The following is a 19,714-nucleotide window of genomic DNA, read 5'->3' on the forward strand; positions in this document are numbered from 1 at the left end:
GGTTGCAGCGCAATCGTGCTGCAACCCCCGTTTCGGCCGGCCCCTCTCCTTGGTTGACCTGCGGCTACATGCCCTGTAACTACATGCCAACCATTGGTCTGACCTGACCGACACGTCGGCCAACGCGTGCGTGGACCAACGGGCCCACCAGCATCCGGACCAGCAGCTCGACCAGCGGGCCTGCCGGCCGGGCTGCTCGCTTACATCCTGTCGTGGCAGGTGCGGGCGATGACGTCGAGCTGCTGCTCGCGCGTGAGGTCGATGAACTTCACGGCATAGCCGGAGACGCGGATGGTGAAGTTGGCGTACTCGGGCTTCTCGGGGTGCTCCATGGCGTCCTTGAGCTTCTCGACGCCAAATACGTTGACGTTGAGGTGGTGGGCACCGGCGGCAAAGTAGCCGTCCATGACGTTGACCAGGTTGGCCTTGCGCTGGTCGAGGTCGTTGCCCAGGGCGCTGGGGTTGATGGTCTGGGTGTTGGAGATGCCGTCGAGCGCATACTCGTAGGGGAGCTTGGCCACGGAGTTGAGGCTGGCGAGAAGGCCGTTCTGCTCGGCCCCGTAGGCGGGGTTGGCACCTGGTGCGAAGGGGGTGTACGCCTTGCGGCCGTCGGGCGTGGCAGCGGTGGCCTTGCCATAGACCACGTTGGAGGTGATCGTCAGGATCGAGGTGGTGGGCTCGGAGTCGCGATAGGTGTGGTGCTTCCTGATCTTGCCCATGAAGGTCTTGAGCAGCCACACGGCGATGTCGTCGGCGCGGTCGTCATCGTTGCCGTAGCGCGGGAAGTCGCCCTCGGTCTCGAAGTCCACGATCATGCCGTCCTCGTCGCGCACGCACCTGACCGTGGCGTACTTGATTGCGGAGAGCGAGTCGACGACGTGGGAGAAGCCGGCGATGCCCGTGGCGAAGGTGCGGCGGACGTCGGTGTCGATCAGGGCCATCTCGGCGGCCTCGTAGTAGTACTTGTCGTGCATGTACTGGATGAGGTTGAGGATGTTGACGTAGAGGCCCGCCAGCCAGTCCATCATGAGGTCGAACTTGTGCATGACCTCGCCATAGTCCAAGAGCTCTGAGGTGATGGGCGCGATCTCGGGGCCGACCTGCATGTTCTTGCCGGTCTTCTTGTCGCGGAACTTGACGTCCTTGCCGCCGTTCATCGAGTACAGCAGGCACTTCGCGAGGTTGGCACGAGCCCCGAAGAACTGCATCTCCTTGCCGGTCTGCGTTGCGGAGACGCAGCAGCAGATGCTGTAGTCGTCGCCCCAGACGGGTCGCATGACGTCGTCGTTCTCGTACTGGACGGACGAGGTGTTGATGGAGACCTTGGCCGCGTACTGACGGAAGGCCACGGGCAGGCGATTGGAGTAGAGGACGGTCAGGTTGGGTTCGGGTGCCGGTCCCATGTTCTCGAGGGTGTGCAGGAATCGGAAGTCGTTCTTGGTCACCATGTGACGCCCGTCCATGCCAAGGCCGGCCATCTCGAGGGTCGCCCAGACGGGGTCTCCGGAGAACAGCTCGTTGTAGCTGGGGATGCGGGCGAACTTGACCATGCGGAACTTGAGGACGATGTGGTCGACGAGCTCCTGGGCCTCCTGCTCGCTGAGGATGCCGGCGGCAAGGTCGCGCTCGATGTAGATGTCCAGGAACGTGGAGATGCGCCCTACGGACATGGCGGCACCGTTTTGGGTCTTGATGGCCGCGAGGTAGCCGAAGTAGAGCCACTGGAAGGCCTCGCGGGCGTTGGTGGCCGGTCGGGAGATGTCGTAGCCGTAGATCTGGGCCATGTCCTTGATGCCACGGAGCGCACGGATCTGCTCTGCAATCTCCTCGCGCAGACGGATGATGTCATCGGTCATGGTGCCATCGCCGCAGTCGAGAAGGTCCTGCTGCTTCTTGGCGATCAGGAAGTCGATGCCGTAGAGCGCGACGCGACGGTAGTCGCCGACGATGCGGCCGCGGCCGTAGGTGTCGGGCAGGCCCGTCACGATGTGGGAGTGGCGGGCGGCGCGCATCTCGGGGGTGTAAGCGTCGAAGACGGCCTGGTTGTGGGTCTTGTGATACTCGTTGAAGATCTTGTCGTACTTGTCATCGACGTGGTAGCCGTAGTTCTCGGCCGCCTGCTGTGCCATCTTGATGCCACCGTAGGGCATGAAGGCACGCTTGAGGGGCTTGTCGGTCTGGAGGCCCACGACCCTCTCGAGGTCCTTGAGTTCGGGGTCGATGTAGCCGGGACCATAGGCGGTCAGGCCGCTCACGACCTCGGTCTCGCAGTCGAGGACGCCCCCCTTGGCGCGCTCTTCGGCCTGGAGCTGCTGGACCTTGCCCCATAGCCGATCAGTCGCGTCGGTTGGGCCGGCGAGGAAGGACTCGTCGCCGTCGTAGGCGCTGTAGTTCCTCTGGATGAAGTCGCGGACGTTGACGTCATCCACCCAGTGGCCACCAGTAAAGCCGCCCCACTCTTCACGCAGTTGCATCTAAGCCTCCTTGGCCTCGTTGTCGAGCGGAACGTCCTGCTCTCCTCGCAGGATGCGCTCCGCATTGATCACTCTCTCGTGGCTGGGGGGTTGCACTCCCCCCAGCGTGTAGGGGATGTTCAGCTGCTCCCACTTGTAGGCGCCCAGGCTGTGGTAGGGCAGCACCTCGATTCGCTCGACGTTGTCGAGCGTCTCTATGAACCCTCGGGTCCGGCGCAGGTACCCGTCGTTGTCGGTGATGCCGGGAACGAGCACGTGCCTGATCCAGACGGGGACCCTGGCCTCCGAGAGGTAGCGCAGGCAATCCAGGATGTTCTCGTTGCCATGGCCGGTGAGGGATCGGTGCTCCTGGGCGTCGATGTGCTTGATGTCCGCCAGGACGAGATCCGTGACCCCCATGAGCTGGACAAAGGTGTCGAAGAAGGGCGACGTGCGGGTGAAGGGGGCAAGCGAGCTGTCCAGGCAGGTGTTGACGTGGCGCTCGTGCGCCTTGGTGAAGAGCTCCAGCACGAACTCGGCCTGCAGCAGCGCCTCGCCACCGCTCACGGTGATGCCGCCCTGGGGGCCCCAGTAGCCGCGGTAGCGCTCCGCCTTGTCGAGAAGGTCGTCCGCGCTCGTCTCGCTGCCCTTGTCCAGGGGCCAGGTGTCGACGTTGTGGCAGTAGCGGCAGCGCATGGGACAGCCCTGCAGGAAGATGAGGAAGCGCACGCCAGGGCCGTCGGCCGAGCCAAACGATTCTGTCGAGTGAACTCTGCCCAGCATCTGCAACGCCCCCTCGCCAGCGAGAAACTGCAGTACAGGAGGAAATCTACCTGCTGGTCGTGGGACGTTCCTTGATTACAGTCAAGTAAAAAGGGAATCGTGAAAATTGACGGGACCAAAAGGGCGCATGCGATGACGTCGTGGGCCATACCGCGTGGGCCATACCGGGCCATGGCTCCCTGCGAGCGCGGGCGCTGGGGCTACTCCGGGTGCTCCGAGATCTCCTTGAGGGCGACGCGGTCGACCACCTGCAGGCGGCCGCGCCCCAGACGGCGGACGACGCCCTCGTGCTCGAAGGCGCTGATGTTGCGCGAGACGGTCTCGGGCCTGAGGCCGACGGAGCTGGCGATGTCCTCGAGCTTGAGGTTGATCTCGGAGCCGATGCAGCGTGCGTCGCGATGCAGCAGGTACTCGGCCAGGCGACGCCGCGGGTCCCTGATGCCCAGTATCATGACCTTCTCCTCCGCATCGACCAGCTCGGTTCCGATCATGCGGATGATGCCCATGGCGACGTCGGGGTGGCTGGCAAGCAGCGCCTCGAAGTCGGTCCGGTGGATGCTGCATAGGTCTACCTTGCTGAGGCAGCCCACGGAGTAGTGGTAGACGTTGTCCTCTATGAACATGCCATGCCAGATCGCCTGCCCGTCGTGCAGGACGTCCAGGACGTACTCCTCGCCGTCCGAGTCCGTGCGGAAGGTCTTTATCCTGCCCGAGCGGACGATGAGGATGGACTCGATGGGGTCGCCCTCGTGCACCAGTATGCTTCCCCGGGGGTGCGACGAGTGGCGTGCGCTTGCGAGAAGCTCACGCTTCGCCTCGGCCGGCAGGCCCGCGAACATGCGAATGTTATCCATGCAGGCCGCACCCTTGTCGTGCCGGGCGCATGGAGTTCCCTTGGACTGGGCAGTTCCCCTGGACGTCATGGGCATCGTTCCTCCCGGACGACGTGTCGCGCGACTCGCGTGCCTCCCGGCCCCCTGTGACTGGCAACACCGCGCTTTGGTGACGCTGCGTCTGATTCTATCCGTTTGGCCGTGCAGGGGTCGGCGCATGTGCGCCGCCTGCGGGGGCGGGCAGCCCAGGGGGGCGTGACCCCATGCGTCCCCCGTATAATCAGGACGGCTTTCTTCCGACGGGGGTGCTTCCATGGGAAAGAGGGGCGTAGACGCCGTCCTTGCCAAGAGGGCTTCGGACCGGCAACGTGCCAGCTCACTGGCGTGTGGGCTCGGGGTGCCGGTCTGTCTGGATCCGGACGAGCTGGGACCAGAGACGACCCTGCTCGTCGTCGGTGCCGAGGGCCTCTCCCTGGAGTGGGATGGCATGGTGCTGAGGGGTGACTTCTCTCGCATGGCGCGTCGGCTGAGGCCATCTGGGCTCTCCCACGAGCTTCTGGTGAGGGCCGCCCGCGTAAGAGGGCACAGGCAAGTCGCCCCCTCGCGGGGGGAGACGCCCGAGCCGAGTTCGCGCATCGGTGCCGGCTCCAGGGTGCCATGGGCGATTGACGCCACCGCCGGCATGGGCGAGGACTCCCTGCTGCTTGCTGCGGCGGGCTTCAGCGTCGACCTCTACGAGCGCGATCCCGTGATAGCCGCGCTGTTGCGCGACGCCCTCGAACGGGCGGCAGAAGACCCGCTCCTTGCGGGCGCGATAGGTCGCATGAGGCTGCACGAGGAGGACAGCGTTCCCGTTCTGGAAGGGCTCGCGTGTACGGGCCCCTCGGTCGGGCGCGGGCCGGGCGGACCGACCCTTTCCCCACCGGACGTCGTGTTCTTGGACCCCATGTTCCCCACGCGGCAGAAGAGCGCCTCGGCCAAGAAGAAGCTCCGGATGATCCAGCGGCTGGAGGAGCCGTGCGATGCGGAGGGACGCCTGGTAGGCGCCGCACTTGCCGCCGGTCCGCGCAAGGTGGTCGTCAAGCGGCCGCTCAAGGGCCCCTGCCTGGGTGGCGTCAAGCCGGCGTACGCCCTTGCCGGCAAGGCGGTCAGGTACGACTGCCTAATACCTGCATCTATGAGATACGATTTGCATAATATATAATCAAAATAGAAAATATGAACATAACGTCAGACTTTGCGCCATATGCGAGAAAGGCCTCTGGAAGGGGTTTGGGAGCTTGGTCACCCTGCTTTCCAGGGTCGTGCCCAAAGCAATGCTGTCAAAGTTAAAAGTTGGTACGGCACATCTCCTCCCCCGATGTCGGGATGTTGGTGGGAAGACGGCCACCGGATCGGTCCAGCTGTCTCGAAGCACTCCCTCTATATATCCTAGAGAAATACCATATTCAATATACTGAATTATATACTCGTTCTTTGCGATCCCTGAAAGAAATTGTGACCTACAAGACGAGCGAAGGGGCGGAAAAACGACGCTCGCGCACCGGAACCCTACCGTTCGCCAGAACGGGCGCTGCCCGACACTCGGCCCTGTTGCCCTCACATAACGAGAGCCTTTCACCATTCCATCTCAGTGGTGCGCAGTGTACAGATGCTGTTCGGAGTGGAGGGTGACGAAATGGAAGAAGCGTCGGCGATTGGCGTTGCGAGGCGGAAGAAGAGGGAGCTCGACGCGAGCTTCTTCAAGAAGGGCATCCTGGTCGCCCTGTTCTCCAGCCTGATGTATGGCTTCTACACGGCCTTCATCACCGCAGGGGAGAGCTCCTCCCTATGGCTCGGCTGGCTCCAGGCCATCAGCCCCACCGCCTTCCTGGCGGTGTTCATCCTCCCGACGGTCGCCAGTGCCATCAACGACTCCTGCAGTGCGCTCTGGGCCCTTGGCATCACCGCCAAGCAGGGGAAGCTTGCCGACTTCGGTCGCACCGTCAACACCAAGCCGGGGGTGATCCTCATCCTCAGCGCCCTCGTCGGCGGCCCCATCGCGACGGTCGCCTACATCATCGCGCTCTCCCAGGCAGGCACCATCGTCGTTCCCATTGCGGCCCTCAATCCCGCCATCGGTTCGATTCTCTCGCGCATCCTCTACAAGCAGGAGCTCGGTCCCCGCAAGATCGCCGGTATCGCGATCTGCGTGGTTGCGGGCCTCATGATCGGCTCGGCGAGCCTCACGGGGGACTCCTCCTCCAACATCGTCCTGGGTCTCGTGCTCGCGTTCGTCGCGGCCCTCGGCTGGGGGGCGGAGGGCTGCATCGCCGGCTACGCCTCCTGCATGATCGACACCCAGATCGGGATCACCATCCGCCAGTGCGTCTCGGGCATCGTGGAGCTCCTCGTGGTCCTGCCCGTCCTCTCCCTCGTGGGTGGCGTCTCCCTGCAGCAGACCTTTGGCTACGTGGGCGCTGCGATCACCGACCTGCCCACCATCGTCTGCTTCGCCGTCGCGGGCTTCTCTGCCTACAAGTCCTTCGCAAGCTGGTACCGCGGCAACTCGATGTGCGGCACCGCCCTCGGCATGGCCTGCAACGGCACCTACACCTTCGTTGCGCCGCTCGTGACCTGGATCATCGTCGGCCTGGTCATGGGTGTGGACGGCTATGCGCTCGCGCCCATCGCCTGGGTGGCCGCGATCGTGATGATCGTCGGCATCCTCGTCATAGCGGTTGACCCCAAGGAGCTCTTCGGAAAGAAGGAGGCCGAGAATGCGTCCGCTTAACTACGCAATGCTCAAGTACTTCACCACCGCAGGCGAGGCCTGCGTGGATGACGTCATGACGGCCCTCAAGGGCGACTACTCCTCGTTCTCGGCCTTCAAGCGCGACAAGATGCAGGAGGCGCTCATGACGGCCGAGAAGAACGGTCTCATCGCAGAGTCGCGAGTCGACCTTGACTCCAACGGGGACCTGCGCGTGTTCTACAGCGCCACCCCCGAGCAGCGAGACACCATCAATTCGTACATCCAGTAGGAGGCGGGCCATGCGCTATAGGGGTGAGGAGGCCATCGGCCTCATCGAGACGATCGGGATGGTTCCGGCGATCTATGCGGCGGACGCGATGCTCAAGGCTGGTGACACGGAACTCGTCAGCTACGAGAACGTTGGCTCCACCTTGGTCACGATCGTCGTCAAGGGCGACGTCGCGGCATGCGAGGCCGCAGTCAAGGCCGGCAGGGAGGCTGCCTCGAGCATCGGGAAGCTCACGGCCTCGAACGTCATGAAGCGCCCGGTTCCGCCCATCGGCGACGTCGTCTCCGTCCATGACGTCGACTTCAACTAGGAGGTTGTCCTATGGCAAGCGAGGGTATGAACGCGCTTGGCGCAATCGAGACCTTTGGGCTCGTCTGGGTGCTTGAGGCGGGCGACGCCATGTGCAAGGCAGGTGACGTCGAGCTGATCGGCTACGAGAACACCGCCTCCGGCTACATCTCGATCCTCGTCCAGGGCGACGTCGCGGCATGCGAGGCCGCAGTCAAGGCCGGCGTCAAGGCAGTCGAGGAGCTTGGGGCCGAGGTGTACAGCTCGGTCGTCATTCCCAGGCCCCACCCAAGTCTCAAGAAGATCACCGAGAAGTACACCGTCGAGAAGCTCCTGCCCTACTAGGGAGGCATCCGATGTCTCTCATCGATAACGACCTCCTCTCGATTCAGGAGGCACGGATCCTTCTGGAGCATGCTGCCGAGTCCGTGGAGGTCCTCGAGGGGCTGCCGGCGGCGCTGGTCGATGACTTCCTCTGCCACCTGGGCGAGCGACTTGTTCCCATGGTCGGGGAGTACGCGCAGGAGGCCTATGCCGAGAGCGACTACTGCTCGCCCGAGGACGAGGCAACGCTCACCAGGTGGGTCCTCACGGACCTGTTGGATGACGTTCGCGCCCAGACCCCGGTGCAGAGGATCATCCGCTCGCGCAACGGCTCGGCGGAGGTCTGCCTGCCCAAGGGGGTCGTCGTGTCGCTGCTCCCGGACTGGCTTGCGGTTCCCACGATGCTGAGCCAGCTCTTCATGGCGGCGCATTCCAAGAGCCCGATCGTCTTCTCCGCGAGCGCCCGCATCCATGCCACGTGCGAGAGGGTCATGGCGGACGTGCTCGAGGTGGCCGAGTTCTGCCACTACCCCTGCGAGGCGCTGGGGTTCCTCAGCATCTTCTGTCCCGAGGGGGAGGAGTGGGTCTGCTCGCAGCCATGCGTGCGCGTGGTGATCGACTCCCGCGAGGAGTCCGGTGGCCACGACTTCGATGCCGCCGGCAGAGACGTGTACCACGCCACGCTCGGCAACAACCCCGTGTTCGTAGAGTCCTCGGCGGACCTGGCGGCCTGTGCGGACGAAATCGTTCGCGGCAAGTCGTTCTGCTACGGCATGCTTCCCGGGGCGGAGCAGAGCATCGTGGTCGAGAGGGACGTGGACGAGGACTTCCAGTCCGAGCTTCGCCGCCGTGGGTGCTACTTCCTCTCCGACGAGCAGGCGGACCGACTGGTCGACGCGCTCTTCATGCCGGATGGCACCCCCTACCGCGAGCTGATTGCGAAGAGCGCCTTCGACCTTGCCAGGCGCGCGGACATCACGGTGCCCGAGAGCACCAAGGTGCTCGTGGTCGAGAAGCCCTACGTGAGCGAGTACAGCTTCTTCTCGAAGGCCAAGTTTGGCCCCGTGCTCTCGTATTACGTGGAGGACAGCTGGCGTACGGCATGCGAGAAGTGCATCGAGCTGATCCTGAACAGCGGCCACGGCAACGCGCTCTCGATCTTCTCGAAGGACCCCGAGGTGATACGGCAGTTCATCCTCAAGAAGCCCGTGGGAAGGGTGCTCGTGAACGTGAGCACCGGACTCGGCTGCATAGGTTGCCACAGCGACCTCCCCAAGACCCTGACGGTGACCGGCTGGGACTGTGCCACCACCTCTGAGCTGGGTGTCACCTATGGGGACTTCGTGCGCAGGCGTCAGGTGGGAGTCGGGACGGGGCCTCTCTCGCACGAGCTTCTCGAGAGGGCGAGCTCGTGCGATCACACGCCGGTCACGGTGAGGATACGCATCCCAGACCCGGGAGGACCGCATGACGAGGGTCTGATGGGATCCGCGGAAGCAGGCAAGGAACCGGAGAGTTCGGAGAGTTGGTTCTCCGGTGTAGTCAAGGCAATGCGCAACGATTCTGAAGAGGAGTGAGAATGGATATCAAGGAGTTTGCGAAGGAGTTGTCCGAGGCGACCAAGGACATGTCCGACGAGCAGCGCGCCACTGTCCGCCAGATGTTCGAGAAGGTGGCCAACCAGCTCGACGCCCCTCTTGGCGAGGCTCCCGCGCACGGAGCTGGCAGCGAGCCCTACGACGTCCCCGAAGGCCCGACCGACCGTCAGGTCCGTCTGAAGGAGAACTTCCTCAAGCAGGTGCCGAGCATCACCATGTACCGGGCCCGTGCGGTCACCGAGATCATGAAGGCCAACCCCGGCATGCCGCGGATCGAGCTGCGCGCGAAGGCGTTCCGTCGCTGCTGCGAGACGGCGCCGCTGGTCATCCAGGACGACGAGCTCGTCGTCGGCGCCCCCTGCGGCGCCCCCCGCGCCGGCGCGTTCTCGCCCGACCTCGCTTGGCGCTGGCTGCGCGACGAGCTCGACACCATCGGCGAGCGCCCGCAGGATCCCTTCTACATCTCCGAGGAGGACAAGCAGTACTGCCGCGACGTGCTGTTCCCGTTCTGGGAGGGCAAGTCCCAGGACGAGGTCTGCGAGGACCAGTACCGCGAGGCAGGCGTCTGGACGCTCTCGGGCGAGTCGTTCGTCTCCGACTGCTCCTACCACGCCATGAGCGGCGGCGGCGACTCCAACCCCGGCTACGACGTCATCCTCATGAGGAAGGGCATGCTCGACATCCAGGAGGAGGCCAAGCAGCACCTGGCCCAGCTCGACTACGCGAACCCGGACGACCTCGATAGGATCTACTTCTACAAGAGCGTGCTCGATACCACCGAGGGCGTCATGATCTACGCGAAGCGCATGAGCGACTACGCCGCCAAGCTCGCTGGGGAGTGCCACGACGCCAGGCGCAAGGCCGAGCTCGAGCAGATCTCCAAGATCCTCGCGTACGTCCCCGCCCACAGGCCCCGCACGTTCTGGGAGGCCGTGCAGTCCGTCTTCGTCATCGAGAGCCTCCTCCCGGTCGAGGAGAACCAGACGGGCATGTCGATCGGTCGCGTCGACCAGTACATGTACCCCTTCTACAAGGCCGACATCGAGGCCGGTCGCATCACGCCGTACCAGGCCTTCGACATCGCAGGCTGCATGCTCATCAAGATGAGCGAGATGATGTGGGTCACCTCACGTGGCCAGTCCGAGTTCTTCGCCGGGTACCAGCCCTTCGTCAACATGACGCTCGGCGGTGTCACCCGTCAGGGCCACGATGCGACCAACGAGCTCACCTACCTGCTCATGGATGCAGTTCGTCACGTCAAGGTCTACCAGCCCTCCGTCGCCTGCCGCATCAACAACAAGTCTCCCGAGAAGTACATGCGCAAGATCGTGGACATCGTCCGCTCGGGCATGGGCTTCCCCGCCTGCCACTTCGACGACTCGCACATCAAGATGATGCTTGCCAAGGGCGTGAGCGTCGAGGACTCCCGCGACTACTGCATGATGGGCTGCGTCGAGCCGCAGAAGTCCGGCCGCCTGTACCAGTGGACCTCGACCTCCTACACCCAGTGGCCGATCTGCATCGAGCTCACGCTCAACCACGGCGTCCCCCTGTGGTTCGGCAAGCAGGTCACTCCCGATCTGGGCGATCCCTCGCAGTACAAGACCTACGAGGAGTTCGATGAGGCCGTCAAGAAGACCATCTACTACGTGACCAAGTGGACCGACGTCGCCACCGTCATCTCCCAGCGCGTCGCCCGCGACGTCGCCCCCAAGCCCCTTATGTCCATCATGTTCGAGGGATGCATGGAGAGCGGCAAGGACGTCTCTGCTGGCGGCGCGATGTACAACTACGGCCCCGGCGTCGTCTGGACTGGCCTGGCAACCTATGCCGACTCGATGGCTGCCATCAAGAAGCTCGTCTTCGAGGACCACAAGTACACGCTCACCCAGCTCTTCGATGCGATGAAGGCCGATTTCGAGGGCTTCGAGCAGCTGCGGAAGGACTGCCTCGACGCCCCGAAGTACGGCAACGACGACGACTTCGCCGACAGCATCGCTGCTGACATCGTCGACTACACGGAGCACATCCACCTGGACTTCAAGACCCTGTATTCGCACATGTCCACCGGCACCCTCTCGATCTCGAACAACACTCCGTTCGGCGAGATGACCGGCGCAAGCGCGAACGGGCGCAAGGCCTGGACCCCGCTCTCCGATGGCATCAGCCCCACCCAGGGCGCCGACTTCCGAGGTCCCACCGCCATCATCAAGTCGGTCTCCAAGCTGTCCAACGACTCCATGAACATCGGCATGGTCCACAACTTCAAGCTCATGAGCGGCCTGCTCGACACGCCCGAGGGCGAGAACGGCCTCGTCACGCTCCTGCGCACCGCCTCGATGTTCGGCAACGGCGAGATGCAGTTCAACTATCTCGACAACAAGACGCTCATCGATGCCCAGGAGCATCCCGAGAGGCATCGCGACCTCGTCGTCCGCGTCGCAGGGTACTCGGCGTTCTTCAACGAGCTCTGCAAGGACGTCCAGGACGAGATCATCAGCCGCACGATGCTCGAGAAGTTCTAGGTAGGGTTCACAAGGCCATCGGGGTGCCACGTCGTGGCAGGTCACAGGAAGGGAGAGGTTGCAATGAGCCACGAGCAGAGCAGCGTGGAACGCAAGGTACGCATCTTCAACCTTCAGAAGTACAACATGTACGACGGCCCCGGCGTGCGCTCCATGGCCTTCCTCAAGGGATGTCCCCTGCGTTGCAAGTGGTGCTCGAACCCCGAGAGCCAGCAGCGCGGGCATGAGGTCATGTTCAAGCGTGCCAACTGCGTCGACTGCGGGGCTTGCGTGGCGGCGTGTCCCGTCAACGTCCACAAGATGATCGATGGCAGGCATGTCGTTGACCGCAGCATCCCGTGCATCGGGTGTCGCAAGTGCGAGAAGGCCTGCATGTACCACGCCCTGGAGGTGATGGGGGACGACCGTACGATCGATGACGTCATTGCCTTCTTTGACGAGGACGCGGACTTCTACCGCATGTCTGGCGGAGGCATCACCCTCTCTGGGGGAGAGGTGCTCGCCCAGCCGGAGGCGGCCCTGTCCATCCTTATGGCCGCGAAGGCACGCGGCTACCACACCGCGATAGAGACCTGCGGCTATGCGAGTGCGCCGACGATCATGAAGGTCGCCCGCTACGTCGACCTGTTCCTGTTTGACATCAAGCAGATGGACCCTGTGAAGCACAAGTACTGGACGGGCGTGAACAACGAGCAGATTCTCTCCAACGTGCGGGAGCTCCTTGAGAACGGATACAACGTCCGCGTCCGCATGCCCCTGCTCAAGGGGGTGAACGACTCCAAGGAGGAGATCGACGCGGTGATCGCGTTCTTCAAGCCCTACCGCTACCAGAAGAACTTCGACGGGGTTGACCTGCTCCCGTACCACAAGCTGGGCGTCGGCAAGTATGCGTCGCTCGACCTCGACTACGAGATCAAGGATGACCCGTCGCTGGACGACGGCGAACTCAACCGCATCGAGGGATGGATCAAGGGTGCCGACTTCAAGGTCAATCTCGTCAGGCACTAGCCAGTACCAGCCGAAGCGCCCCCTTCGGGGGCAAGGAAGGATAGGGAGGAGGATGGCATGCACTACGTTACCGAGGACGAGCTGCGCGAGGCCTATGCCCGGGAGGCGTTTGGCTCCTACGAGCTCCCTGAGGATGCACGGCTCACTCCGGGCGCCAGGCAGTTCCTGATCGACTTCAGGGTGAGATTCGAGGCCGATGCGTCGCGAGCGGGCTCGCGCGTACGGCCGCACGAGGGCCCAGGGGCAACGCATCGCGAGGACGGCGTGGGGCTGGATGCGCTCGTGTACGACGCTAACCTCCTTGGCGCCCGGCTTCGGCTCCTCGCCCGCAGGACGCTTGGGGTCGACAATACGGTCGCCCGCGAGGCCGAGGGAATCGGGCGCAAGTGGCAGGAGGCATGCGTCGCGGGTGACCTTGCCGATGGCGAACAGGAGCCGGGGCAGTGCGAAAGTCCCCTCGGGCCAGCGCCGGTCCCCGCCCTTGACGCGGGCATCCACCCCGTCTTCTTCGAGATGGCGTGCGTCCATGCCCAGATAGGCCGGTATGCACGTTCGTGGGCAGGGGCTCAGGAGGGGATGGGCCCGACGGAGGCCAGGGTCGTCCGGTGTTGGCTCGCCGACGCGGCGTGCGCGTGCGCGTTGCTCGAAGGGGCGATCGCCCGTGCGGAAGGGGAGGTGTAGCGGATGGTAGACCTTGAGAGGGCAAATCGCAGGCTCGAGGAGCTGCTCGACTGCGTCGACCATCCCAGGACGGTGCGAGAGGGACAGCGGCTCTACTGCGGGCTCGACCTCGGCACCGCCTTCATCGTCCTCGTCGTGCTTGACGAGGACGGCAACCCCGTCGACTGCAAGTACCGATTCGCGAGCGTCGTGAAGGACGGCATGGTCGTGGACTACGTGGGTGCCTGTGACATCGCGCGGGCGCTCAAGGAGGAGGCCGAGAAGGAGCTGGGCGCCGAACTCGTGGAGTGTGCGGTGGCCATCCCGCCCGAGACCGAGGCGCTCGACGGTGGGGTCGTGCGCAACGTCGCGGAGAGCACGGGACTCGAGTGCACCGCGGTCTTCGACGAGCCCACTGCGGCAAACCTGCTCATCGGCACCACGGACGGCGCCGTGGTCGACATCGGCGGAGGCACGACGGGAATCTCCGTCTTCAAGGATGGCAAGGTCGTGGAATGCGTCGACGAGTCGACCGGGGGGACGCACTTCTCGCTCGTGCTTGCGGGGGCGAAGGGGCTGAGCTTCGACGAGGCCGAAGTCTACAAGAGGGACCCCGGACATCACGCGGAGGTCCTGCCCATCGTCTCGCCGACCATAGATAAGGTGACGACGATCATCCAGCGCGCGTGTCGTAGCCACGACGTGCCAGAGGTGATTCTCGTCGGAGGGACCGCGGAGCTGACGGGCATCGAGGACAGGGTCCAGAGGCACCTCGGGATCGACGTTCACAAGCCGAGCCACCCCATGTTCGTCACGCCCATGGGCATCGCGCTTGGGTGCGTGCTCAAGGCGAGGGGGCGCGAGGATGGTTGACGTGAGGGTCATCAAGGCTCCGGCGCCCGGAACCATGCAGATCATCCGGCAGAGGAGCGGGGCGCGCTGGGGCGAGGACTTTAGGCCCGCCGCAGTCGGCCTCGTCCAGGGCAAGCTGATCGAGATGGTGGTCGCAAGCGACATCGCAGAGAAGACCGCCGGCGTGGTGGTGACCGACATCCGCGGCTCGTGCCCCCAGAACATGGTGATGCTTGCCATTGCCGGGGAGACCGCGGAAGTCATGGAGTGCCTGGGGAAGATCCGGGACGGAAAGGACGCAACCCATGATTGTCGGTAGGCTCATCGGCTCCATCTGGGCCACCCGTAAGTACGACGAGCTCAGCGGGATGAAACTCATGCGCGTCGAGGTCATCGCGGGCGACGAGGCGGGAAAGCAGCTCATCTGCGTCGACACCATCAGCGCGGGGGTCGGGGACAGGGTGATAGTCACCACGGGTGCCTCGGCCTACCTCTTCGTTCGGGACGAGTTCCAGAAGAACGTTCCCGTCGATGCGGTAATCGTGGGAATCATCGACGAAGACGTGAATCTCTAGGAAGAAAGGAGGAAGGGATGAAGAAACTCGTAAGCGCGCAGGACGTCGTCTCCGCAGCGGAGAGGCACGAGTCCATCTACGTGGACGGAAACACCATCGTGACTCCCCAGGCGCGTGACGTCGCAAAGGAGCGCGGCGTGTGCATCCAGGGCGGTCCGGCGGCGGTCCGCCCGACGCACGGCTCTCCCGAGACCTGCCACGAGGCCGGGCTTCCACACGAGGAGGAGGGCGGTGAGCCCGTCCTCTCTGCCGACGAGCTCGAGCGCGTCATCACCGCCGCCCTCGAGAGGGGCATATGGACGAAGGATGACATCGAGGGCCTGTTCGGAAGGGAGGGTCACTCCGCTGATCCCGACGTTGTCCCAGTGGGGGTCTCCGGGCGTCACATCCATCTGTCCCAGGGGGACCTCGAGCGGCTCTTTGGCACTGGCCACCAGCTCACGCCGATCAAGGACCTGAGCCAGCCCGGGCAGTTCGCCGCCAAGGAGTGCGTGACCCTTGCGGGTCCCAAGGGGGTCATCCAGAAGGTGCGCGTACTTGGTCCCGTCCGTCCCCAGACGCAGGTCGAGATCCTGGCGGGCGATACGTTCAAGCTGGGGGTTCCCCAGGCGATCCGCCTCTCCGGGCACCTCGAGGGGACGCCGGGCGTGACCGTGGTCGGTCCTGAGGGCTCCGTGGTCCTCGACGAGGGCGTCATCGTGGCAGCGCGCCACATCCACATGAACCCGGCGCAGGCGGCCGAGCGTGGCTTCCATGACGGCCAGGTGGTGTCCCTCAAGATCGACGGCGAGCGCGGGGGCCTGCTCGACAACGTCATCGTCCGTGTGACCGAGGGCGGGAACCTCGACTGTCACATCGACACGGAAGAGGCGAACGCGTTCCACGTCAAGTGCGGTTCGACGGTTCGGGTAGTTCGGTAGGCGGAGCATACAGGCTCAAAAACTAGACCCAGGGAGGAAACAGCATGGCAAGCACGACTGAGGCGCTCGGAATGATCGAGACCAAGGGCATGGTCGGTGCCGTCGAGGCGGCGGACGCCATGGTCAAGGCGGCGAACGTCAGGCTCGTCGGCAAGGAGCGCGTCGGGGGCGGCCTGGTCACCGTCTTCGTCCGCGGCGACGTGGGGGCCGTCAAGGCCGCGACCGACGCGGGCGCCGCGGCGGCGCAGCGCGTGGGCGAGCTCCTGAGCGTCCACGTGATCCCGCGCCCGGACGGCATGGTCGAGTCCATCCTGCCCCACGCCGAGTAGCGACACCAGTGGCAAAACTTCGAGAGGGAACCATGAGACGGGCTTGGAAGCCCACTGACCCAGGGAGGAAACAGCATGGCAAGCACGACTGAGGCGCTCGGAATGATCGAGACCAAGGGCATGGTCGGTGCCGTCGAGGCGGCGGACGCCATGGTCAAGGCGGCGAACGTCAGGCTCGTCGGCAAGGAGCGCGTCGGGGGCGGCCTGGTCACCGTCTTCGTCCGCGGCGACGTGGGGGCCGTCAAGGCCGCGACCGACGCGGGCGCCGCGGCGGCGCAGCGCGTGGGCGAGCTCCTGAGCGTCCACGTGATCCCGCGCCCGGACGGCATGGTCGAGTCCATCCTGCCCCAGGCCGAGGCCTAGTCAGATGACGACGAGGAAGCCCGGGCAGGAGGGGGACGCCGGGCGTGCGGCGTCCCCCCGCCCCGCGGGGGATGAGGGAGGGCGCGAGGTCGACAAGGCCCCCGCGAAGCCTGCGAAGTCAACGGCGAAACAGGGAAGCGGCAGCCGCACCTCCGCGTCCCGCACGGACCAGTCGGCAGCAGCCGCCAAGGTGGCGCAGCCGGCCCCTGGCGATGCGGATGCTCCCACAACCAAGAACGAACCAGCGTCTGGGGCCGAGGGCCTCGAGACGACCCAGAAGGCGGCCCGGCCCAAGGAGGCCGTGCCCCACCACAACAAGGAGGTAGCACCAATGGCCAACATCATCGAGGCGCTCGGAATGATCGAGACCAAGGGCATGGTCGGTGCCGTCGAGGCGGCGGACGCCATGGTCAAGGCGGCGAACGTCAGGCTCGTCGGCAAGGAGCGCGTCGGGGGCGGCCTGGTCACCGTCTTCGTCCGCGGCGACGTGGGGGCCGTCAAGGCCGCGACCGACGCGGGCGCCGCGGCGGCGCAGCGCGTGGGCGAGCTCCTGAGCGTCCACGTGATCCCGCGCCCGGACGGCATGGTCGAGTCCATCCTGCCCCACGCCGAGTAGCGACACGTCCCACCACGATACGTCTGCTAATCGGAAAGAGGCAACATGCAGGAATACGACTACGACCTCCAAAGCGTCCAGGCGGCGCGCGACCTGGCGCGCAAGGGCCAGGTCGCGGCAAACCAGATCGCGAACTACAGCGCCGAGCAGATCGACCGTATCCTTTGCGCGATGGTCGAGGTGGCGGAGAAGAACGCGGTGGAGCTTGCCGAGATGGCCGTCGAGGAGACGACCTTCGGCAACGTCCACGACAAGATCTACAAGAACCACATGGCGTCCGGCCTGCTCTACGAGCAGATCAAGGACCAGAAGACCATCGGCGTCATCGACGTGGACGAGAAGAGGCAGGTCATCACGATCGCGGAGCCGGTTGGCCTGGTGATGGGCATCGTCCCCTCCACCAATCCGACCTCGACGGTCCTCTACAAGTCGATGATCGCCATCAAGGCGCGCAACGCCATCGTCTTCTCGCCGCATCCCAAGGCCGCCAAGTGCACCAACCTCGCCATCAGGCTCATGAACGACGCGGCCGTCGCCGCAGGCGCCCCCGAGAACGTGATCCAGGGCGTGAGCATGGCCACCATCGCCGCGACGGACGAGCTCATGCACGCCCCCGAGGTCAAGATGATCATCGCGACCGGTGGCCCCGGCATGGTCAAGGCCGCCTATAGTTCCGGCAAGCCCGCCCTTGGCGTGGGCGCCGGCAACTCCCCTTCCTACATCGAGCGCACCGCCAACGTGCATGATGCGGTCCGCCAGATCATGGCGTCCAAGACCTTCGACAACGGTACCATCTGCGCTTCCGAGCAGAGCGTCATCTGCGAGACCTGCAACCGCGACGAGGTCGTCGCGGAGTTCAGGAAGCAGGGTGGCTACTTCATGTCCGAGGGGGAGTGCGACAAGGTCTGCAGGATCCTGTTCCGCAACGGGCACTCCATGAGTCCCAACTTCGTGGGTCATGCGGCTGCGGACATCGCAAAGGCGGCGGGCATCGTCGTCCCCGCCGACACGAGGGTCCTCATCGGCGAACAGCACGGCGTTGGCGACAGGTGGCCCCTCTCGTACGAGAAGCTCACGACCGTCCTTGGGTTCTATGTCGTCTCGGACTGGCACGAGGCCTGCGACCTCTCCATCGCGCTGCTGCAGAACGGCATCGGCCATACCATGAACATCCATACCGAGGACAAGGAGATCGTTCGCAAGTTCTCCATCAAGCCCGCGTCGCGCATCCTCATCAACACGGGCGGCACCCAGGGCGGCACGGGCCTCTCCACCGGCCTCGACGTCGCGCTGACGCTTGGCTGCGGGACCTGGGGCGGCAGCTCGGTCTCCGAGAACGTCGGGCCGCAGCACCTGATCAACATCAAGAGGGTGGCGAACGGCACCGTCGAGCCCGACCAGGTCGCCGCTGCGGACGAGACCTTTGCCAAGTGGCATCCCGAGCTGGCCGCCGAGTACGGCTGCGTTTCACGCGCACAGGGTTGTGACCACGCCACGTCTCCCTGTGGCGTCCCGACCAAGGAGGCCGAAGTCGGGATCGAGACGCCTGTGGGCCACGGCACGAGCGGCATCAGCTACTCTGTCGGTTGCAATTCCTGCAGTGGAAAGGCCACACAGGAGCCGACACAGAGGACGGACGACACCATTGACGCAGCAGAGCTCAAGAGGATGGTCGACGAGCTCGTCGCGGCGTTCCGCGGAGAGTAGGGCGTGTGGGGCCTTGGACCTCTCGGCCTTCTATAGCGATCTCGACCGCCTCTACGGCGAGCCGGGCACGGACGTCAAGGGCTTCCTTCGCGAGGCGCTGAGACGTGCCCGGCTTGCCGGGGACAGGAGTGCGGAGGCCTCGGTCTCGAACGAGCTGGGGAGCGTCCTCAGGCTACGTGGTGACCTCCACGAGTCGGAGGAGCTCTACGTCGAGGTCCTCCGCATGCTCGACGAGCTCTCGGCCGAAGGCGCCGAGGTGGCCCGTGCGCTTGTCAACCTTGGGGACGTCTACGTTGCGCAAGGGCGCAACGTCGCTGCGATAGACGCGTTCGACCGCGCCGAGGCACTGCTGGGGGAGGGGCATCCCTACGAGGTGAGCGCGATCTGCAACAACCGGAGCAGCGCGTACCGGGCCCGAGGGCGCTTCCGCGAGGCACGGGCCGACCTCAGGAGGGCGAGGCACCTTCTGGAGCGCGTGCCGAACTCCGAGGGGAGGCGGGCGACCAACGCCGTCAACCTCGCCCAGGTCCTGACGGACGAGGGCAGGCTCGAGGAGGCACAGGAGGTCATCGCGGGGGCGCTTGAGACGTACGAGACGCTGGGCGCCGGCCGCGACGTCCACCGACCGCATGCGCTCTCCACCGCCGCGCGCATCGCCTACCTGAGGGGTGGCTACGCCGCTGCGGCCGCCCTCTACCGCAAGGCCGCCGAGGTCCTGCGGGACAAGCTGGGGGATGCGCCGAACGTGAGGCTCCTCGAGCGGAGGGCGGGGCAAATGGACGCGCTGGACGCGTCCGCCAAGTAGGGGAGGCCCCTTGCGGGGGCTCAAGACCGGTCGCCCCCCGAGGGCGGCACGG

At 65.0% G+C, this 19,714-nt stretch carries 21 protein-coding genes; 18 read left to right on the plus strand and 3 right to left on the minus strand.

The window, feature by feature from the left end:
- Positions 1-200: 200 nt before the first annotated feature.
- The 3 genes from pflB to OLSU_RS01495 all read right to left on the minus strand — a co-directional run bounded on the left by pflB (position 201) and on the right by OLSU_RS01495 (position 4,090).
- Positions 201-2,474, minus strand: a complete 2,274-nt coding sequence (gene pflB / locus OLSU_RS01485; RefSeq protein ID WP_013251173.1) for a formate C-acetyltransferase — start codon at positions 2,472-2,474, stop codon at positions 201-203.
- A complete protein-coding gene (gene pflA, locus OLSU_RS01490) occupies positions 2,475-3,236 on the minus strand; it encodes a pyruvate formate-lyase-activating protein (RefSeq protein ID WP_013251174.1) in 762 nt (253 codons plus the stop codon).
- A 200-nt stretch (positions 3,237-3,436) separates the two neighbouring features.
- Positions 3,437-4,090, minus strand: a complete 654-nt coding sequence (locus tag OLSU_RS01495) for a Crp/Fnr family transcriptional regulator (RefSeq protein ID WP_162148299.1) — start codon at positions 4,088-4,090, stop codon at positions 3,437-3,439.
- Positions 4,091-4,382: 292 nt separating this feature from the next.
- Between OLSU_RS01495 and OLSU_RS01500 the strand changes: the two genes are divergently transcribed.
- The 18 genes from OLSU_RS01500 to OLSU_RS01585 all read left to right on the plus strand — a co-directional run bounded on the left by OLSU_RS01500 (position 4,383) and on the right by OLSU_RS01585 (position 19,662).
- Positions 4,383-5,273, plus strand: a complete 891-nt coding sequence (locus OLSU_RS01500; RefSeq protein ID WP_013251176.1) for a class I SAM-dependent methyltransferase — start codon at positions 4,383-4,385, stop codon at positions 5,271-5,273.
- A gap of 474 nt (positions 5,274-5,747) precedes the next feature.
- Positions 5,748-6,842, plus strand: coding sequence for a membrane protein (locus tag OLSU_RS01505; protein WP_013251177.1), 1,095 nt, complete (start codon positions 5,748-5,750; stop codon positions 6,840-6,842).
- Complete coding sequence (locus OLSU_RS01510) at positions 6,829-7,092, plus strand: hypothetical protein (RefSeq protein ID WP_013251178.1); 264 nt, start codon at positions 6,829-6,831, stop codon at positions 7,090-7,092. The genes OLSU_RS01505 and OLSU_RS01510 overlap by 14 nt, the downstream gene beginning before the upstream one ends.
- A gap of 10 nt (positions 7,093-7,102) precedes the next feature.
- A complete protein-coding gene (locus tag OLSU_RS01515) occupies positions 7,103-7,402 on the plus strand; it encodes a BMC domain-containing protein (protein WP_013251179.1) in 300 nt (99 codons plus the stop codon).
- 11 nt (positions 7,403-7,413) lie between these two features.
- A complete protein-coding gene (locus OLSU_RS01520) occupies positions 7,414-7,725 on the plus strand; it encodes a BMC domain-containing protein (protein ID WP_013251180.1) in 312 nt (103 codons plus the stop codon).
- A gap of 11 nt (positions 7,726-7,736) precedes the next feature.
- On the plus strand, positions 7,737-9,281 hold the full coding sequence (locus OLSU_RS01525; protein ID WP_013251181.1) for an aldehyde dehydrogenase family protein: 1,545 nt from the start codon (positions 7,737-7,739) through the stop codon (positions 9,279-9,281).
- A 2-nt stretch (positions 9,282-9,283) separates the two neighbouring features.
- Complete coding sequence (cutC, locus tag OLSU_RS01530) at positions 9,284-11,827, plus strand: choline trimethylamine-lyase (protein WP_013251182.1); 2,544 nt, start codon at positions 9,284-9,286, stop codon at positions 11,825-11,827.
- 63 nt (positions 11,828-11,890) lie between these two features.
- Positions 11,891-12,835 (plus strand): choline TMA-lyase-activating enzyme, encoded by a 945-nt coding sequence (gene cutD / locus OLSU_RS01535; RefSeq protein WP_013251183.1) that lies wholly within the window; start codon positions 11,891-11,893, stop codon positions 12,833-12,835.
- A 57-nt stretch (positions 12,836-12,892) separates the two neighbouring features.
- Complete coding sequence (locus OLSU_RS01540) at positions 12,893-13,516, plus strand: hypothetical protein (protein ID WP_013251184.1); 624 nt, start codon at positions 12,893-12,895, stop codon at positions 13,514-13,516.
- A 3-nt stretch (positions 13,517-13,519) separates the two neighbouring features.
- A complete protein-coding gene (gene eutJ / locus OLSU_RS01545; RefSeq protein WP_013251185.1) occupies positions 13,520-14,368 on the plus strand; it encodes an ethanolamine utilization protein EutJ in 849 nt (282 codons plus the stop codon).
- The gene (locus OLSU_RS01550; RefSeq protein WP_013251186.1) at positions 14,361-14,666 is read left to right on the plus strand and encodes a microcompartments protein; all 306 of its coding nucleotides are present in this window, start codon (positions 14,361-14,363) and stop codon (positions 14,664-14,666) included. The genes eutJ and OLSU_RS01550 overlap by 8 nt, the downstream gene beginning before the upstream one ends.
- On the plus strand, positions 14,653-14,922 hold the full coding sequence (locus OLSU_RS01555) for a EutN/CcmL family microcompartment protein (protein ID WP_013251187.1): 270 nt from the start codon (positions 14,653-14,655) through the stop codon (positions 14,920-14,922). Before OLSU_RS01550 ends, OLSU_RS01555 begins: the two co-directional genes overlap by 14 nt.
- A gap of 17 nt (positions 14,923-14,939) precedes the next feature.
- Positions 14,940-15,842: a phosphate propanoyltransferase gene (pduL, locus tag OLSU_RS01560; protein WP_013251188.1), complete on the plus strand. Its 903-nt coding sequence runs from the start codon at positions 14,940-14,942 to the stop codon at positions 15,840-15,842.
- 44 nt (positions 15,843-15,886) lie between these two features.
- Positions 15,887-16,171, plus strand: a complete 285-nt coding sequence (locus OLSU_RS01565) for a BMC domain-containing protein (protein WP_013251189.1) — start codon at positions 15,887-15,889, stop codon at positions 16,169-16,171.
- A gap of 75 nt (positions 16,172-16,246) precedes the next feature.
- On the plus strand, positions 16,247-16,534 hold the full coding sequence (locus tag OLSU_RS01570; RefSeq protein ID WP_013251190.1) for a BMC domain-containing protein: 288 nt from the start codon (positions 16,247-16,249) through the stop codon (positions 16,532-16,534).
- Positions 16,535-16,865: 331 nt separating this feature from the next.
- Positions 16,866-17,150, plus strand: a complete 285-nt coding sequence (locus tag OLSU_RS01575) for a BMC domain-containing protein (RefSeq protein WP_013251191.1) — start codon at positions 16,866-16,868, stop codon at positions 17,148-17,150.
- Positions 17,151-17,195: 45 nt separating this feature from the next.
- Complete coding sequence (locus OLSU_RS01580; RefSeq protein ID WP_013251192.1) at positions 17,196-18,857, plus strand: acetaldehyde dehydrogenase (acetylating); 1,662 nt, start codon at positions 17,196-17,198, stop codon at positions 18,855-18,857.
- A 13-nt stretch (positions 18,858-18,870) separates the two neighbouring features.
- Positions 18,871-19,662, plus strand: a complete 792-nt coding sequence (locus OLSU_RS01585; protein ID WP_013251193.1) for a tetratricopeptide repeat protein — start codon at positions 18,871-18,873, stop codon at positions 19,660-19,662.
- Positions 19,663-19,714: the final 52 nt, after the last annotated feature.

The organism is Olsenella uli DSM 7084, from assembly GCF_000143845.1.
Classification (GTDB): Bacteria; Actinomycetota; Coriobacteriia; order Coriobacteriales; family Atopobiaceae; genus Olsenella; species Olsenella uli.

Excerpts from the sequence above, each read along its gene's own strand:
- pflB (WP_013251173.1), bottom strand. The coding sequence starts at position 2,474 with ATGCAACTGCGTGAAGAGTGGGGCGGCTTTACTGGTGGCCACTGGGTG.
- pflA (WP_013251174.1), bottom strand. The coding sequence starts at position 3,236 with ATGCTGGGCAGAGTTCACTCGACAGAATCGTTTGGCTCGGCCGACGGC.
- OLSU_RS01495 (WP_162148299.1), bottom strand. The coding sequence starts at position 4,090 with ATGGATAACATTCGCATGTTCGCGGGCCTGCCGGCCGAGGCGAAGCGT.
- OLSU_RS01500 (WP_013251176.1), top strand. The coding sequence starts at position 4,383 with ATGGGAAAGAGGGGCGTAGACGCCGTCCTTGCCAAGAGGGCTTCGGAC.
- OLSU_RS01505 (WP_013251177.1), top strand. The coding sequence starts at position 5,748 with ATGGAAGAAGCGTCGGCGATTGGCGTTGCGAGGCGGAAGAAGAGGGAG.
- OLSU_RS01510 (WP_013251178.1), top strand. The coding sequence starts at position 6,829 with ATGCGTCCGCTTAACTACGCAATGCTCAAGTACTTCACCACCGCAGGC.
- OLSU_RS01515 (WP_013251179.1), top strand. The coding sequence starts at position 7,103 with ATGCGCTATAGGGGTGAGGAGGCCATCGGCCTCATCGAGACGATCGGG.
- OLSU_RS01520 (WP_013251180.1), top strand. The coding sequence starts at position 7,414 with ATGGCAAGCGAGGGTATGAACGCGCTTGGCGCAATCGAGACCTTTGGG.
- OLSU_RS01525 (WP_013251181.1), top strand. The coding sequence starts at position 7,737 with ATGTCTCTCATCGATAACGACCTCCTCTCGATTCAGGAGGCACGGATC.
- cutC (WP_013251182.1), top strand. The coding sequence starts at position 9,284 with ATGGATATCAAGGAGTTTGCGAAGGAGTTGTCCGAGGCGACCAAGGAC.
- cutD (WP_013251183.1), top strand. The coding sequence starts at position 11,891 with ATGAGCCACGAGCAGAGCAGCGTGGAACGCAAGGTACGCATCTTCAAC.
- OLSU_RS01540 (WP_013251184.1), top strand. The coding sequence starts at position 12,893 with ATGCACTACGTTACCGAGGACGAGCTGCGCGAGGCCTATGCCCGGGAG.
- eutJ (WP_013251185.1), top strand. The coding sequence starts at position 13,520 with ATGGTAGACCTTGAGAGGGCAAATCGCAGGCTCGAGGAGCTGCTCGAC.
- OLSU_RS01550 (WP_013251186.1), top strand. The coding sequence starts at position 14,361 with ATGGTTGACGTGAGGGTCATCAAGGCTCCGGCGCCCGGAACCATGCAG.
- OLSU_RS01555 (WP_013251187.1), top strand. The coding sequence starts at position 14,653 with ATGATTGTCGGTAGGCTCATCGGCTCCATCTGGGCCACCCGTAAGTAC.
- pduL (WP_013251188.1), top strand. The coding sequence starts at position 14,940 with ATGAAGAAACTCGTAAGCGCGCAGGACGTCGTCTCCGCAGCGGAGAGG.
- OLSU_RS01565 (WP_013251189.1), top strand. The coding sequence starts at position 15,887 with ATGGCAAGCACGACTGAGGCGCTCGGAATGATCGAGACCAAGGGCATG.
- OLSU_RS01570 (WP_013251190.1), top strand. The coding sequence starts at position 16,247 with ATGGCAAGCACGACTGAGGCGCTCGGAATGATCGAGACCAAGGGCATG.
- OLSU_RS01575 (WP_013251191.1), top strand. The coding sequence starts at position 16,866 with ATGGCCAACATCATCGAGGCGCTCGGAATGATCGAGACCAAGGGCATG.
- OLSU_RS01580 (WP_013251192.1), top strand. The coding sequence starts at position 17,196 with ATGCAGGAATACGACTACGACCTCCAAAGCGTCCAGGCGGCGCGCGAC.